Origin of the sequence: Mycobacterium asiaticum DSM 44297 (assembly GCF_000613245.1) — a bacterium.
Lineage (GTDB): Bacteria > Actinomycetota > Actinomycetes > Mycobacteriales > Mycobacteriaceae > Mycobacterium > Mycobacterium asiaticum.
The window spans coordinates 1008375-1024547 of record NZ_HG964937.1; the positions used below are offsets into that span (position 1 = coordinate 1008375).

The 16173-nt window shown below is 64.4% G+C and carries 10 protein-coding genes, 1 tRNA gene and 1 pseudogene; 5 read left to right on the forward strand and 7 right to left on the reverse strand.

Annotation, left to right across the window (positions count from 1 at the left end):
* The first annotated feature begins 132 nt into the window (after positions 1–132).
* The gene (locus tag BN972_RS15080) at positions 133–981 is read left to right on the forward strand and encodes a type 1 glutamine amidotransferase domain-containing protein (protein WP_051545484.1); all 849 of its coding nucleotides are present in this window, start codon (positions 133–135) and stop codon (positions 979–981) included.
* Positions 982–1665: 684 nt separating this feature from the next.
* Positions 1666–1747, forward strand: a tRNA-OTHER gene (locus BN972_RS29240).
* Between the two features lie 16 nt (positions 1748–1763).
* On the opposite strand, the gene BN972_RS15085 is transcribed toward BN972_RS29240, so the two are convergent.
* Positions 1764–2915 (reverse strand): hypothetical protein, encoded by a 1152-nt coding sequence (locus tag BN972_RS15085; protein ID WP_051545486.1) that lies wholly within the window; start codon positions 2913–2915, stop codon positions 1764–1766.
* Between the two features lie 105 nt (positions 2916–3020).
* On the opposite strand from BN972_RS15085, the gene BN972_RS15090 reads away from it, so the two are divergent.
* The gene (locus BN972_RS15090; RefSeq protein WP_235192463.1) at positions 3021–4196 is read left to right on the forward strand and encodes an aromatic ring-hydroxylating oxygenase subunit alpha; all 1176 of its coding nucleotides are present in this window, start codon (positions 3021–3023) and stop codon (positions 4194–4196) included.
* A 210-nt stretch (positions 4197–4406) separates the two neighbouring features.
* On the opposite strand, the gene BN972_RS15095 is transcribed toward BN972_RS15090, so the two are convergent.
* Positions 4407–4988 carry a hypothetical protein gene (locus tag BN972_RS15095; protein WP_036359309.1) on the reverse strand — a complete coding sequence of 194 codons (582 nt, stop codon included), beginning with the start codon at positions 4986–4988 and terminating at the stop codon, positions 4407–4409.
* A 22-nt stretch (positions 4989–5010) separates the two neighbouring features.
* Positions 5011–6159 carry a zinc-dependent alcohol dehydrogenase gene (locus tag BN972_RS15100; protein WP_036359312.1) on the reverse strand — a complete coding sequence of 383 codons (1149 nt, stop codon included), beginning with the start codon at positions 6157–6159 and terminating at the stop codon, positions 5011–5013.
* Between the two features lie 492 nt (positions 6160–6651).
* Between BN972_RS15100 and BN972_RS15105 the strand changes: the two genes are divergently transcribed.
* Both BN972_RS15105 and BN972_RS15110 read left to right on the forward strand, forming a co-directional pair.
* On the forward strand, positions 6652–7809 hold the full coding sequence (locus tag BN972_RS15105) for a low temperature requirement protein A (RefSeq protein ID WP_036359315.1): 1158 nt from the start codon (positions 6652–6654) through the stop codon (positions 7807–7809).
* Between the two features lie 109 nt (positions 7810–7918).
* Positions 7919–8470, forward strand: a pseudogene (locus BN972_RS15110) (type 1 glutamine amidotransferase domain-containing protein); the annotation flags it as partial.
* Between the two features lie 279 nt (positions 8471–8749).
* On the opposite strand, the gene BN972_RS29565 reads toward BN972_RS15110, so the two are convergent.
* From BN972_RS29565 to BN972_RS15130, 4 genes are all read right to left on the reverse strand, one after another.
* The gene (locus BN972_RS29565; RefSeq protein ID WP_158497696.1) at positions 8750–9670 is read right to left on the reverse strand and encodes a PucR family transcriptional regulator; all 921 of its coding nucleotides are present in this window, start codon (positions 9668–9670) and stop codon (positions 8750–8752) included.
* Between the two features lie 943 nt (positions 9671–10613).
* The gene (locus BN972_RS15120) at positions 10614–10934 is read right to left on the reverse strand and encodes a hypothetical protein (RefSeq protein ID WP_036359320.1); all 321 of its coding nucleotides are present in this window, start codon (positions 10932–10934) and stop codon (positions 10614–10616) included.
* 34 nt (positions 10935–10968) lie between these two features.
* A complete protein-coding gene (locus BN972_RS15125; RefSeq protein ID WP_036359323.1) occupies positions 10969–12690 on the reverse strand; it encodes a GMC oxidoreductase in 1722 nt (573 codons plus the stop codon).
* Between the two features lie 114 nt (positions 12691–12804).
* A complete protein-coding gene (locus tag BN972_RS15130) occupies positions 12805–16080 on the reverse strand; it encodes a LuxR C-terminal-related transcriptional regulator (RefSeq protein ID WP_235192464.1) in 3276 nt (1091 codons plus the stop codon).
* Between the last annotated feature and the right edge of the window lie 93 nt (positions 16081–16173).

Genomic DNA, 16173 nt, shown 5'->3' on the forward strand with positions numbered 1-16173 from the left:
TCGGCTAGCCCGCTGCCGAGGGTCCGGCACATCGGTGCGACTTCCGACGTGGCGAACAGCCCGTCGACCCAACGAATCGACGAGGAATCGCATCCGATCGGCATTGGATGCTTCGGAGAAAGGACAAGCGGTATGAGCACTCCCACCGGTGCTTCTCACACTCCGCACGTACTGGTCGTGGTGTCCGCGGCCGATCGGCTGCCGCTACGCGAGGGCGGTGATGACCCCACGGGCACCTATCTCGGGGAGTTGATCGAGCCCACCGACGCCATGCTCGACGCCGGCTTCCAGCTCTCCTTCGCCACACCGGGTGCGAAGGTGCCCACGATCGACGGCACATCGTGCAGCCTGATGTATTTCGGGATGTCCCGGTCCCGCCGCGATGCCGCCCTGGCCAGCTACACCCGTCTGCTCGAAGGCGGTCTCGCAACACCAGCCAAACTCGAAGACATCGCCCATGACACCGACCAGCTTTCCCGGTTCGACGCGGTGTTCGTCCCCGGAGGGCACGCCCCCCTGGTGGATTTGCTGCACCTCAACGCGTTCACCGACGACTCGCTTAACGACCACTTCGGGGCACTGCTGCAGTACTTCCACGACCAGCAACGCACCACGGCGCTGATCTGTCACGCCCCGGCCGCTCTCGCCGCCGCGCCGAACGTCGACGGCCGCTGGATCTACGAGGGATACCGGATGACGGTCTTCAAGACCATCGTGGACACAATGCTCTGCACCGTTCCGCTGGCACGTCGCTTCCACGGCCACCTCCAAGAGGACCCGACAGCGCTCCTGCGCTCTCGCGGTGCACGCGTCGAGCAGACCAGGCTGCCCATGGGCAGCCTGGTCGTCGAAGACCGCGAACTGCTCACCGGCCAAGACCCCTACTCAGCCAAAGCACTCGGCTCCGCGCTCGTCACCAAGATTCACCGTTCGTCTCCCCAGCGAAGCCCGAGCGACGATGGCCGCCTACCAACCAGCTGACTGGGCCGACCTGTACCCGACGTCGCAGGAGCCGCTACGGTTCTCACCGGGCTGCTGTTCACCGCCCTTTCCCTTGGCCCGCAACGGCTCCTGCGAACACCCGAACATCGCGGACGCGCACGCGAAGCGCTCTTCCAACTGATAGCCGTCCTCTTGGTCGGGATACTCTTCCTCATCCCGCTCAGGGCAACACCGCGTTGGGTATCGAACTGCTCGTCCTGTGCGCCGTCATGGCCACAGCATCGGCACGCTATCAACTTCCAGACCATCCGCGGGCTGCGCGCCGACCAGCGGGTGCCGTGGTCGCTGCGGGTCCTAATTCCGGACCTGGCCACGGTCGCTATCGGCGTCGCTGCCGTCAGCATCCTTCTCGGCGCCGGTGGAGCGCTGTATTGGCTCCTCGGCGCAACCTGATCTACTTGCTGTGGTCCTGCGCGAATGCATGGCAACTCATCGCGTCTGGATATTCTGCGGCAAATTGATGCGCGCCGACCACCTACCTGTTCATAAGTTCCCGATCCCTGCCAGCGCGAGCACGCCACCTCACTGCCTATCCGCTAGCCGCACGATTTCGGAAAACCCCCGTTTTGCCAAGAGTGTGCCAAGACACCCAGATACGGCCCGACACCCGTTGGGCCATCCGGACACGCAACGGCCACTGAGCTGGGTATTTCGTGGCGCTGTGGGATCGCGTGAACCCCGAAAAACAACCCTGCAGTGTTTTACACACCAGCGGTCGGCGGTTCGATACCGTCCGCGCCCACCAAAGTTATTGCATACGGTCAAGTGGTCGATACCCGATGTGAATCGGGGCGGATATCTCCTGCTATCGATGTGGTGCCGGTCGTCGCCGCATACGCGCCGATCACCACTGCGATCGACAGCACGAACGTCACGACTGCGTACGGCAACGATCCAGTTGGTGCGCCGCCGGCGGTCACCCCTTCGGTGGCCGCAATGTAGTCCGGCAGGGCAGCAGCCCAAAACGCCACGCACGCAGTCAGATAGACCACCGAGCTGACGAGTCCGAAGTAATCTCTGCGCACCGCGGCGGGCACCGACGCCGGATCGGCGGTGCGCGCACGGTATGACGCGGCGAACGCCCACAACGCCACCACGCCGCACACGGCGATCAGCAACCACGTCCCGACCAACCGTCCGGTCTCGATCGATGCGCCCGCCAGGTCGATCAACGTCGCGGGCGCCGAAAATAGGAACTGCAAGGGCCAGATGCAGACGCAGACGATGACGACGTCACGCAGCAGTTGCCACCGACCACTGCGCATCCGTGCCACCAACAGTGTCAACAGAGCCAGACCAAACGGCAGCCCGATGGAGAAGGCCTGCAGGTTCACCAGCGGGACGACTCCCAATGCGGGCTGCGACGTCGAAAGCTCCTGGTTCCACACCCACCATCGGAACTGCACGCCAACGGTGTCCACGATCTCGTAGAGGCAATGAAAGACGAACGCCACACACGCCGCGCCGATGACCGGATGGTAGCGGCGCAGAATCCCGGTGCGCTGCAACAGAACCCAGGCCAGATACGCATACGCTGGGTACATCGCCACGATGTACAGCGGTAAGCGGTCGTAGAGGAACTGCACAGAGAACTGATTGTGCACAAAGGTCAGACCCATCAGTTTCTCGAGACCGAACCACTGCGGAAAGTAGGCGATCGGCTCGATCAGCAGCAGGCTGAAAATCGAGCAGATCCATAACACAAGGTTCGAGGACTCGGTCGTGGTTCGCCGCCACCACAACGCGTGCAGCAACGATGCCAACGCGCTGGCGATGAGCAGTAATTCAATGACAGGCATGGTCCAGCTCTGCAGATCGAGCGGATTGGTGAAGGTGATGATCGGGTTGCCGTCACACCGTAATCCCCCCAGGCCGGCTGCCAGCCGCGCGAACTCCGCGGTGCAAGTGTTCATGGCATGCCTCCCATTTGCCGCTGGCAGGACCATACATAGTCGCGTTAGTGTCTTGTCAAGACGATGGTAGGGCGCACTCCGGCGACTACCCGGAAGGGATCGATTGTGACAGTCACCGATAGTCGCTTGGGGCGCGACCTGATCGACGAGACCCTGACACGGCGCGCGCTGAAGGTGGTGCTGGACAAGACCACCGACTTGGCCGAGGACGTGCTACGCGTGCCATTGAACTACTACCACGACGCCAAGCTGACCGAGATCGAGGAGTCACAAATCTTGCGCAGAACGCCGCTTGCGGTGCTGCCGAGTGCCCAGGTCCGCAACGCCAACGATTACGTCGTCCGCTCAGTGCTCGGCCAGTCGCTGTTGATCACCCGCGATAAGGACGGGACCAGCCACGTTTTCCTCAACTACTGCCGGCACCGCGGGGCCATGCCGGCCTGCGGGTCGGGCAATGCCACCCGCTTCACCTGCCCGTACCACTCGTGGACCTACAGGAACACCGGCGCACTGGTTACCGTCCCGGGCAAATCGGGATTCGCCGGGATCGAGCTCGCCGACTACGGACTCGTAGAATTGCCGAACGAGGAAAAGTATGGCTTCATCTGGACGGTGCTCACCGCCGGCGGTGTCATTGACGTGAACGCGCACCTGGGTGGAATAGCACCTCAGTTGGCACAGTTGGAGTACGACTCATTCGGTTACCACGACTTTCGCGAATTCGAATCCGAGGTGTCCTGGAAGGGAGCCTTGGAAGCCTTCGCTGAGGGCTACCATTTTCCGTTCGTGCACGGCGAGAGTCTCATCGGGATCAACGCACTACCCAACACGCACATCTACGACGAGTACGGCAAACACCACCGCATCGGATTTCCGTTCCACTGGATCACCAAGCTCGCCGAAGATCCGAGCGGCTCCTGGGACGTCCGCGACAACATGGGTCTCATTTACTGGATCTACCCCAACCTGATCCTGGCCAACAGCTCGGTCGGAGTGGAGATCATCGACATGCTGCCAGCGGGCTCACCCACCAGGTGCACGGTGCGCCACACCTGGATGGCCCGCTATCCCGCGACGAACGACGAGACACGCACCGGCTACGACGCGATCTTTGCCGCCGTCCACGCCGCCGTCCGCGACGAGGACTTCGCTATGTTGCCGCAGTGTGGGGAAGCGGTCCGCATGGCTCAGCATGACCACATGCTCATCGGCCGCAACGAAATTGCGGTTCAGCACATGATCAAGGTGATCGCCGAGGAACTCGGCGTCGCCCTTGGCTAGCCACAGACACCGACATCTCCCCACTGAGACCATACGTTTTGCTGCGATGTATGGTCGCGTGCCCGGTCGCGGCGCGGTGAACGTTCGGCCAGTGAAGTACCGCAGGAGCGACCAATGGACCGGTCCGAGAGTCCGGCGCCCCGGGCGGCATTACCGCTCGGGACGCCTGACGCGTTGACGGCTGACTGCCGGCTTGGGCGCCGCCACTTGTCAACGGCGCGGCCGCCGCTTCCTCAGCAGGCGCGTGATGACCACGCCCGCCAGAAGCCATGGCCCCCCTACGATCAGCGGATCCAACCACATGTGATGGGTGTCGACCCGTTTCCTGCGGACCCGGGACTTCATGCCGTTGTAGGTCCATTCCGCCTTGATCCCGGTTTCGGTGATCGGGTTATCCGGTCGTAACGTCGCCATCGAACGAATGTGATGCTCGGCTGCATCGACACGGTCGGCGTAAAGCAGGATGAGCCAGTGCGACGCACGGCCTTCGCTGAACTTGTAGGCGAACCGGCGCATCACGCCGGAGACACCACTCAGCGGCTGAGCAGTTCCGAAAGCCGGTGTTAGGAACCTATGCTCCACAGATCGTTCGCGGGGCCGCTTTTCGGGTTGACGCTCGGGGAAGTCCCACCAGGCACCGGTGTCAAGGAACTTCAGCTTAGGAACAGAGGGCCGATCCTCTTTATTGAGATCCACACCCCAGCCGGGAATGCGCGCTTTCAGGCTCTCCTGGTCGGGCACTATCGGATGCTCAGCCGTGTAAGCCGGCACGTGTTCGGTCGTCCTTGTCATGGGAATCCTCCTGTTGGGCTTGTCAGTTGCCGTTAACGGTGACGATTGGCTTGATGATGTCGTCGAGCTTGGAAGAGAACATGTGGTAGCCCTCGGCAATGTGCTCGAGCGGAATCCGGTGAGTGACAATCTCACTGGGCTTCAGATATCCGTTCTCGATATGGCTGAACAACCGGGGCCATTGCCGCTTCACCGGCGCTTGGTTGGTATGGATGGTCAGACCCTTGTTCATTGCGTCGCCGAACTTGACGGCACTGAACATGGGGCCGTATGCGCCTACCACCGAGACGGTGCCACCCTTGCGGACCGAGTCGATAGCCCAGTTCAGCGCGATCGGGGAGCCACCTTGCAACTTCAACTTGGCCGTGGTGACGTGCTGGAACAAGTTGCCGTCGGCTTCGGCGCCCACTGCGTCGATGGCCACATCGGCGCCAAGGAAGTCCGTAGCCTTCTTCATCTCGACGACGATGTCGCGGTATTCGCCGAAGTTGTACGTCTCGGCATTGGCGAAGTCGCGCGCTTTGGCGAGCCGATAGTCCAGATGATCGACCACGATCACTCGTCCCGCCCCCATCAACCATGACGACTTCGCCGCGAAGAGACCGACCGGTCCGGCGCCGAAGACGAGCACCGTGTCACCTTCGACGATGTCGCCGAGTTGCGCACCGAAGTAGCCCGTCGACAACGCATCGGTACACAGCAGCGCGTCTTCATCGGTCATCCAGTCGGGAATCACTGTCGGGCCCACGTCTGCGAACGGAACTCGTACGTACTCCGCTTGTCCTCCGTCGTAGCCGCCGCACGTGTGTGAGTAGCCGTAGATTCCACCGACCGCGGTGGCATTCGGATTCACGTTGTGGCAGTTCGAATACAGACCCCTGGCGCAGAAGTAGCACGAACCGCAGTAGATGTTGAACGGCACCATCACCCGGTCACCGGGCTTGATGGTCTGTACCGAGGGGCCGACCTCGTCGACCACGCCGATGAACTCGTGTCCGAACGTATGGCCGATCCGGGTGTCCGGCATCAGGCCGTGGTAAAGGTGCAGATCGGAGCCGCAGATCGCGGCCAGCTGCACTCGCACGATCGCATCATTGGGATGCTCAACCCCGGGACGGTCCTTTTCTTCGACCCGCACTTTGTACGGCCCGCGATAGGTCATTGCCTTCATACCTGCTCCTATGTTCGTGAATCTGTGGCGGCTGAGGTCGGCTACCCGTGTGGCCGTCGGCAAAACTGGGCGCAGCACTGGTGCGCCGCTCCTGTGGGCAAATGCCCTGAGTATGTATTCAAGGGGTGAATATTTGAAAAGTGTTGTTGGGCAACATAATAAAGGATATTCGGCCTAAAGCACTGTGGTTCTGGCAAATACTCGTTTGCCCGCTCTGATGCTGGGGGGATGAAAAGCCGGGATCAAATTGGTCATGCGAGTGCACTTCTTCATCGGTCCCGACTAGGCGGGCCGAATACGGGTAGCTCTGGCCTGCCACGACCAAACGCGTACCGGTGTTGCTGCTTCGGCGTCGGCGCAAGCATCCGTCTCGCGTCGACAAACCGGCGCTAGGTCGATCGAGGTCTATCGGGGAACGGAGTGAGCGGTGCAGGATCTATCCGTCCGGAGCCTCGACGTCCCGCGGTCTTCAGAACATGCCGGAATGATCGCGTGACCAGCGAGGATCAAGAGTCCGACGAGCGCGCGGGTTCTACGTCGGAGGGCCACCTCGAACTCTTCTTCGACCTGGTGTTCACGTTTGCGATGTCGCAGGTCACTCAGCTCATGCTGCATAACCTGTCTCCGAGCGGTTTCGGCCGGGCGGCGCTGGCCCTGCTCGCTGTGTGGTGGGCCTGGGTTGGCTACACGTGGCTGATCAATACCTTCGACAGCCAAGGCGTCCGGCACGAGGCGATTGTGATCGCGGCGATGGCCGCGATGCTCGTCGCCGCGGCGGCGCTACCCACTGCGTTCACGTCGGGGGCGTTGGTCTTCGCGATTGCTCTGCTGGTGGTTCGGTTGATTCACGTCGCGAAGTTTGTCGCCTACTCGTCGGACGAAGACCCCGGTATGCGGCGAAGTGTCAGACGCATAGCGCCGGCTTTTGTCGCGGCGCCCGCCTGCATCGTGGCCGCCGCATTTGTCGGCACGCCCGGCCGCGAACTGCTGTGGATAGCCGCAGCCATGATCGACTACGGGGCCCCCGCGGTCCTCGGACTCGGCGGATTTCGCGTCTCACCGTCCTACTTTGTGTCGCGTCACGGCTCGGTCATCATCATCGCACTCGGCGAAGCGATCGTGGAATTAGGTGCCGGCGCAACGGATCTCCATCGCTTCGAAGTGATCACGGCGCTGGTGCTGGGCGTCGCCATTATGGCGACGTTTTGGTGGACGTACTTCGGTCTGACGGGCGGAGCCGAGCAGCGGCTGGAACAGGCCACCGGTATGGAGCGGGCTCACCTCGCGCGCGATGCCTACAGCTACCTGCATCTTCCGCTCGTGGCCGGCATCATGCTGTTTGCCGTGGGCGCCCACGCCGCCGTGGCGCATGCCACCGCCCCGCTGCCGTTTCTGCCAGCTGTCGCACTCGCCGGGGGAATGATGTTGTTCTATCTAGGCGATGTCGCCTACCGGTGGCGCGACCATCATCAGGTCCCCATCGACCGCACGGCCACCGGACTCGCTGCAGCGGCGACCCTGCCGGTGCTACTGAATTTGCCTTCGGTGGCATCGCTCGGCTTGCTGACCGCTATCGGATGGCTCCGGCTGGCCTGGGAGCTGTGGCGACGGCCGCGCATCGGCCCCGGTATAGCAGGGCAAGCGCGCTGAGGTGGGCGCTATCGAATCGAATGAGTGCCCCATGAAGTCGGTTGAGCAGCCAGCCGATAACCGAACGAGCAAGTGGCGCAACGAGCGTCACGATATCGACAGGAGGATGATGTCAAACACACGACGCCTTTCGGGGCGAAAGATCGCGGTGCTGGCAGCCGATGGCTTCGAAAAGGTTGAATTGGTGGTCCCGCTGCGCGCGCTGCAGTTGGCCGGCGCGAAAGCCGACATAGTGTCGTTGCGCAAGGGCCGAATCCGCGGGGTGAACCTGCACATGCCCGCCAGCCGGGTGGGCGTGGACAAAGTAGTTTCCGATACGGATCCGGACGCTTACGACGGACTCTTGCTTCCGGGAGGCTTCATCAACCCGGATCTACTGCGGCAGTCGGCGGCCGCGCGGGAATTCGTTCGCGCGTTCGACCGCAGCGGGAAGCCGATCGTCACGCTTTGCCACGGTCCGTGGGTGCTGGCTTCGGCGGGTCTGCTCGCCGGGCGGACCTTGACTTCGTGGCCTGGCATCCGCGACGACTTGGTAAACGCCGGCGCCACCTGGCTTGACCGTGAAGTCGTGCGGGACCGCAATCTAGTAACAAGCCGAGGGCCTCAGGACTTGAGGGCATTCCTACCGGCCATGCTCGACATCTTCACCGAGCCGACGAGTCAACCGCGGGCGGTCTCCGACCGCGATGGGTCTGATCCGCCGCTCGACACGCCGCTCGGCTGGGCGGTGGCGGCCTTGCGCTGGTCGCCGAAGCCCTCGGCGGCGGCCTTGACCGGTGTGGCCGCTGCCGCGCTGGCGCCGCCGCTACGTGGCCGGATGTCGATCCGCAATTAGGGACGGCCTAGGACCAGCGAGCTCAGATATTCGGGCGTCGGCTGGTCAGCACAACAGCCCATGGATCTTCGAGCTACAGCGGCCCCGGCTCGATAACCGCTGTGGCTATCGCGCGGACTCCTGATAGAGGAAGCGCCATGACCGGGTGGCGGCGTGCAGATTGAACCGGGTATTGACGTCGCGCAGGTCATAACCGGTCAGTTCGCTGATGCGCGCCAGCCGGTAGCGCAATGTGCTGCGGTGGATGTGCAGCGCTTTGGCCGACTCGTCGTAGTTGCCACCGGTTTCCAGGTGTCGGCTCAGGGTGCGGACGAGCTCCGACTTCTTGGCCGAATCGTAGTTCAGCAGCACACCCAGCCATTCCCGGACGAAATCTTCGACGGTGCCGCCCGTGTGTGCCGCGTCGATGAGGCGGTAGAACCCCAATTCGTCGTAAGCCGATGCGCCCTCGGGCGCCGCCGAGTGCAGCCGCACGTTCAGCGCACGTTGAGCCTCGGCGAACGACTGAGGAAAATCCGATGGTGCTTCACACCGCGATCCAATGCCGATGGCGCAGGTAGCTGGGCCCAATAACTCGCTTAGCCTGCGGTGAAGCGCTTGTGGGTCGGGGCGGCCGGCGGTCAGCAGCACCACCAGTCGGCCGTTGCGTCCCTGCAAAATGTTCAGCCGCAGCGCTTCGGCGCAGCGTGCCGCGGCGGCCGTCACGGCGCTGAAAGCCGCCGAGCTGTGCACGACGACCACCCAGTGCGGAGCCTGAAGGTCGTGGGCCAACGCCTCGGCCCTGGCGATGGTGCCGTAGGAGCCCGTGCCGGTAAGGAGGTCATCGACGAGTTCTTGGCGAACGCCTTGCTCAAATTCGACCAGGCTTCGCTGATGGGCCAATTCGTAGCCCAACAGCGTGCATGCGAAGTGCAGGGCGAAGATGTCGTCTTCGGTTACTTGCTTGTGCGGGTCGACGATTGCCAACACGCCCAGACTTTCGCCGCGCGGCGAAAGGAGGACGGCGATGCGATCCTTCATTCGCATGGGCGCAGGACTAGCAGCCAGTACAGCGATTTGGCGTTGCCGAAGTCGCCGGTCTGGTTTCAGGTATGCCGCCGGGCGTCCGGGTCCGGACCAGCACCGGAGATTGCCGAACGGGTCCTCGAGAGCTATTGGTAGCTTGGTCAATTCGTGAAGCGCATCGGTGATCGCCTGCTCGCCGTCACCGCCTGACAGGGCTGCTTCGATGGTCTGGTGGACGTGCGATCGGCTCCGCAGCCGTTGTCGCGTGCCGAGGAGTTCGGTGGTCGCTTTTGCGAGTTCTTCGGTACACCGTTTGTTTCGGTGTTGGAGGGCAACACATCCCAGCGCAGCCCCCGTCTGATTCGCCAGCATCACCAATAGTTGAATGTGCCCGCTTGAGGGGACGTTGGCCGCACTGACGACGAGCGTGCCTTCGACGGCCCCTTGGTGCCGGAGGGGGAACGCCCATGCCCAAGCGCGCCCAGGAATCTCCACAGCGCCGTTACCACCGCAATCGGCAATCAGCTGATCGAGGTCCGCGCGCTCGTCCTGACCTCGGGGCGACCATTGCCAGGATTCGTCGATGCACCGGTACGTGGCTTCAGTCTTACAGGGCCCGAGGCGGGGCACGGTGGCGGCGGCCGCGCCGAGAACGGTTGCAACATCGCGCGACTCGAAGACGAGCTCGGACAGGGCCGCCAACTCCTCGCTCGTCGGAGTTGCGTCCGCCACCGCGGCAGTCATGGCGTTCGTTTCGCACGAACAAGTTCGATTTCCGGCATTCAAACCCCTTAACGGCCCGCGATATCGCTGGTGACGAGTCGCAACCTCAGCCGTAGGGCCTACCCGCGTCATCAACCGCTAAACGAATGACCAGCACATTGGTGGATAGGGACCGTGGTGCTGAGAGGACCGATCAAGGATGGTTTTCCACTCGTCGGCGCACGCGGCGACGGGGTGAAAATCACTCACTCACTTTCGTCCACGGCGTACAGCCATGGGTGATGAAGTGTCCGACCTGGGCCGCCGAGACGTCCGCCGTGATCGTGTGTGCCGGACCCACGCTGTCGCCGGTGATCGGTTTCCAATCGCTGGTCCAGGTGCTGAACGTGCATTCCGGCGCACCGGGATCACGGGCGTCGGTACGCGCGGTGTAGATGCCGTGCGGAAGTTGCTCGGGCACGGTGTAGGTGCCGGGCCCGTAGGTCGCGTCGGCATGAGCCGGCGGGCAGGCGATGCCGCCGGCGATCAGCAGGCAAATGGCAATCGGCGCCGGGCTATGCATCAGCTAACGATAAGTTCGCCGAACCGCTTTCGCATCAGGTCTGGTGTAGCGGCAGCGTCAGCGCGGCCGGGGCGTTGGCCGGCACTACCGGGTGCCGCGGCGCGACGTGTGGGATGCGCTGATACGGCGCGCCGACCGGCGGCCTGGTGTCGGCGTCATCTTTGTTGGGCCAGAACGACATCGCCCGCTCGGCCTGGGCGGTGATGGTCAGCGACGGGTTCACTCCGATGTTGGCCGAGATCGCCGAACCGTCGACGACGTGCAGCCCCGGGTGGCCGTACATCCGGTGATAAGCATCAATCACTCCCGTCTCGGGCGAGTCGCCGATGGTGCAGCCACCGAGGAAGTGCGCCGTCATGGGGATGTCGAAGATCTCACCGACGCTGCTGTAGGGCATGCCGCCGATGTCCTCGGCGAGCCGACGGACCGCCTCGTTGGCCTTCGGAATCCAGGTGGGGTTGGGCACGCCGTGGCCCTGCCGGGAGGACAGCTTGACGCCACCGAACCGCCTGCGCTTGGGGAACAGTGTCAGCGAGTTGTCCTCGGTCTGCATGACCAGCGCGATGACCGTCCGCTGTGACCAGCTGCGCAGGCCGGCGTACACCGAGGCGGCCTGCCCGGGGTGGCGCAGCACCTGGCCCAGCCAGCGCAGCCAGCGCGGTGCGCGACCACCGCCGTCGGTCATGACGGTGGTCAGCATCCCCATCGATTGCGCGCCTTTGCCGTAGCGGACCGGCTCGATGTGCGTCTTGTCGTCCGGGTGAATCGAGGACGTGATCGCCACGCCCTGGTGGAAGGCGGCGTCCTTGCCCTGCCGCAGCCGGACACTGGCGCCGCACAGCGCTTCGGAGTTGGTCCGGGTCAGGACCCCGAGTCGGTCAGAGATCTGGCCCAGGGTGCCGCTGGCCTTCATCCGGTGCAACAGTTGCTGGGTTCCCCAGGTGCCCGCGGAAAAGATCACCTGCTCGGCGGTGATGGTGGCGGCCGTGCGCTTGGTCCGCCACGCTCCGCTGCGCATGGTCTCGACGGCGTAGCCGCCGTCGGCGCGCGGACGCACTGCGGTGACGGTGGTCAGATCGTGCACCCGCGCGCCGGCCCGCTCGGCCAGATAGAGGTAGTTCTTCATCAGGGTGTTCTTCGCGTTGTGCCGGCAGCCGGTCATGCATTCGCCGACTTCGATGCAGCCACGCCGGCGGGGTCCGGCCCCGCCGAAGAACGGATCGTCGGTCTCCACACCGGGATTGGGCACGTTGTCCGGGCCGAAATAGACCCCGACGGGCGTCATCCCGAACGTGTCACCGACGCCGAGGTCGTCGGCGACCTTGCGCAGCGCGTGATCCGAGGCCGTCATCGTCGGGTTGCGGACCACACCCAGCATCCGTTTGGCCTGGTCGTAGTAGGGCTGCAGCTCGTCCCGCCAGTCGGTGATGTGCGCCCATTGCCTATCGCGGTAGAACGCATCGGATTTTGGCTCATAGAGGGTGTTGGCGTAGTTCAACGAACCGCCGCCCACACCGGCGCCGGCCAGCACGATCACGTCGGGCAGCACATGGATGCGCTGAATGCCGGTGCAGCCGAGCTTGGGGGCCCACAGGAAGTTGCGCAGGTCCAGGCTGTTCTTGGGAAACTGCGAGTCCTCGAAACGGCGCCCGGCTTCCACCACCCCGACGCGGTAGCCCTTCTCGGTCAGCCGCAGCGCCGACACCGATCCGCCGAAGCCGGAACCGATCACCAGGACGTCGTAGTCCAGCGTCATCTCATCCTCCTGTCGCTGCCTAAGCGAATCCCCGGGATGGTCTGTGGCAAACATTCGGTGTCGGCCGGCGGGGGAATCCGTCCCGCTCGACCGGTGCGGCAACCGCGCGTTTCTTCAGCCGTGCCGCGCGGCTTCTTGCGCCAGCTGCACCCGCGAGGTCAGGCCGAGCTTGGTGTAGATGTGCGTCAGGTGGGCCTGCACGGTCCGGGGCGAGATGAAAAGTCTGGTGGCGACATCGCGATTGGGCAGGCCCTCACTGACCAGCTTGACGACGTCGAGTTCGGCGCGCGTCAGCGAGGACCAGCCGCTGCTGGCGCGGGTGCGTTCCCCGCGCCGACGCAGCGCGTAGGCGATGGCCTCCTCGTTCGACAGCGCCGCGCCCTCCGCCCAAGCGGCATCGAAATCTGTGTCGCCCAACGCATCCCGTGCGGCGGCGACGCGGGACTTTATGCCGGGATCGAGGACCTGGTACCGCACCAGCCTCATTCGTTGGCGGGCCGCGTCAGCCGCGCCGAACAGCCGCGCGGCCAGTGTGTGGTTCTCCTCGCCGGTCGCCACCGTTGCCAGGCAGTCGAGGGCGAACGGAATGAGTAGGTCGGCCTTGAGATGCGCGGCCAAGTCGAGTGCCCGGTAGGCGTCGCGTTCGGCGGCGTCGGATTCGCCCTGCGCGATCTCTACATATGCGCGTGATATCGAGGATGCGGCCTGACTCCACCCGGTCGTCGCGGCCACCACCTCGTCGGCCCACCGGCGGGCTGCGGCGAGATCGCCGTAGGCCAACGGCGCCAACGCCGCCCAGTTGTAAATTCCGGCCATCTGCGGATCCAGCGGGGTCAACTTCCGCGCCGCCGCGAAGGCTTCGGACGCCGCGTGCCCGTCACCCATAGCCAGCTGCACCACGGCCGAAGCCGCGTAGACGACTCCGCTGTAGGTATCGAACAGGTCGGTGACCCGGGCGAGCGCGACTTTCGCTGCCGCTTCGGCGGCCTCCGTCTGCCCTTGATATGCCAGGATCAGCGCTTGCAGCGACCGGGCGTGCATTGAATACATACCATCGCGCGCCGCAGTCGCCTCGTCGTCGACCGCGCGAACCACGGGTAACGCGCCGGCGAGGTCGCCCCGCAGTACCTGAGCCCAACCCAGGACGTAGCGGGACTGCCGAGACACGAACCGCTCGCCGATGGCGTCGGCGATGCGCAGCGCTTCCTGCGCGGCCCGCTGTCCCGCAACCGGTTCGCCGAACAGCAGTGCGGCGACTGCCTCCAACGCGACTGTTTGCCCCAGCCACCAGGAGTCGCCGCACGCCCGAGCGATGTCCGCCGCTTCGGTGAAGTAGGCGACGGCCAGGTCCCTATCCCCGGCGGCGCGGCATGCACAACCGGTCAGCGCCCGCGCCACCAGGGCGGGCTCGCCGAGCTCACGCGCCGCGGCCAGGGTGCGCTCGGCATAGTCGAGATCGACGGTCAAGCCCCGGAAGGACCCCAGCACGACGTTAGTGACCATCGCTCGGATCAGGCCGGGAGACGCCTCGTCGGGGGAATCGGCGTCGGCGAGTGCGGCGTCCAGCCACTTCACACCGTCCTGCATCAACCCCCTATTCAGCCAGAGCGGCAGTAACGACGACGCGAGCGACAACGCCTGTTCCGTGTCACCGTTCTCCCGGCTCCACGCGAAAGCCGCTCGCAGATTGTCGATTTCAGCCCCGGCGACATCGATGCGTTGTTGGCGCTCCTTGGCCGATGAAGTCTCGAGCCGGCCGGCGATCGCCGTGTAGTGGTCGCGATGGCGGCAGCGCACGTCGTCGCCTTCGCGGGACTCGCCCAGTTTCTCCAATGCGTACTGGCGGACCGTCTCCAACAGCCGGTAGCGGGTGCCGTGCGGACTGTCGTCGGCGACAACGAGTGATTTGTCGACAAGCAGGGTCAGCTGATCGAGCACTTGGAAGCGCTCACCGCTGCTGACGGCTTGAGCCGCGTCGAGATCGAATCCGCCGAGAAACACCGCTAGCCGGCGGAACAAAACTCGCTCGGCTTCGCTCAGCAATTCGTGTGACCAGTCCACTGACGCGCGCAACGTCTGCTGGCGCCGCACTGCGGTCCGCGCGCCACCGGTGAGCAGCCGGAAGGTGTCGTGCAAACTGCGCAGGATCTCAGCCGGTGACAACGCGCGGATGCGCGCCGCGGCAAGTTCGATGGCCAGTGGCAGTCCGTCGAGACGGCGGCAGATGGCGATCAGCGTCTCGGCGTTGTCGTCACTGACGCGGAATTCGGGTCTGATGCGGCGCGCACGGTCGGCGAAAAGCTCGACGGCCTCGTCGGGCAGGGACAGCGACGGCACCCGCCAGCTCAGCTCACCGCCGACGCCTATCGATTCGCGGCTGGTCGTCAGCAGCGTCAACGCGGGGCATCCGGCCAACAGGCCACCGAGCAGATCCGCGCTGGCGTCGAGCAGGTGTTCACAGTTGTCCACCAGGACCAGCATCTGACGATCGCGGATGCACCGTCGCAGCATTTCAATGGTCACTTCGCCCGGTTGGTCAGGCACACCCAACGCCCGGGCGACCGTCAGCGGCACAGCGTCGGGATCGGTGATCGGCGCCAGGTCGACATACGAGATGCCGTCGGCGAACTCGGTGGCCAGCGATGCGGCAACCTGGACCGCCAGCCGTGTCTTGCCGGCTCCGCCAGCGCCGGTCAGGGTTACGAGCCGGTTCTCGGCCAGTGCGTCCCGGATGCCGCGCATCTCGGATTCACGACCGACGAAGCTGGTCAGCTGAGTCGGAAGCCGTTGCGCAGCAACGGCGTTCATGGTTCGCAAAGGCGGAAAGTCGTTGTGCAGGTCGGGATGGGAGAGTTGCACAACCCGCTCCGGGCGGGGCAGATCCCGTAGCGGATGGGTGCCTAGATCGGTCAACGTCACGTCTGCCGGAAGATGGTCGAGGACAAGGGGTTCGGTTGCGCCGGAGAGTACGGTTTGGCCGCCGTGAGCGAGATCGCGCAGGCGGGCGGTGCGGTTGATCGTCGGTCCGATGTAGTTGCCTTCGTCACGCAGATGAATGTCGCCGGTGTGCACTCCGATGCGGAGCTTGATCGGCGCCAGTGGAGCCCGCTGCAAATCCAGCGCACAGGACACCGCGTCGGCGGCGCGGGTGAACGCGATGACGAAACTGTCGCCCTCGCCCTGCTCGACCGGCCGAACCCCACGGTGGCTCGCGACCGTCGCGGCGAGCACCGCATCGAGTCGCGCGACGGCGTCCCGCATCGCCTCGGGCTGGGTCTCCCACAGCCGTGTCGACCCCTCGACGTCGGCCAGTAGCAGAGTCACGGTTCCGGTTGGTAATCCGGTCGGTAGCTCGCTCATCTCGGGGACGCTCCAGCTCGTTTCGCTCATGCTAGCCAGGATGCGGCTCGGTGTTGAGGCGTTGCATCGGCGAAAACGCCGATAGTTGCGGGCAGGTATGCGTATGTGGACTCTTGGACGTGT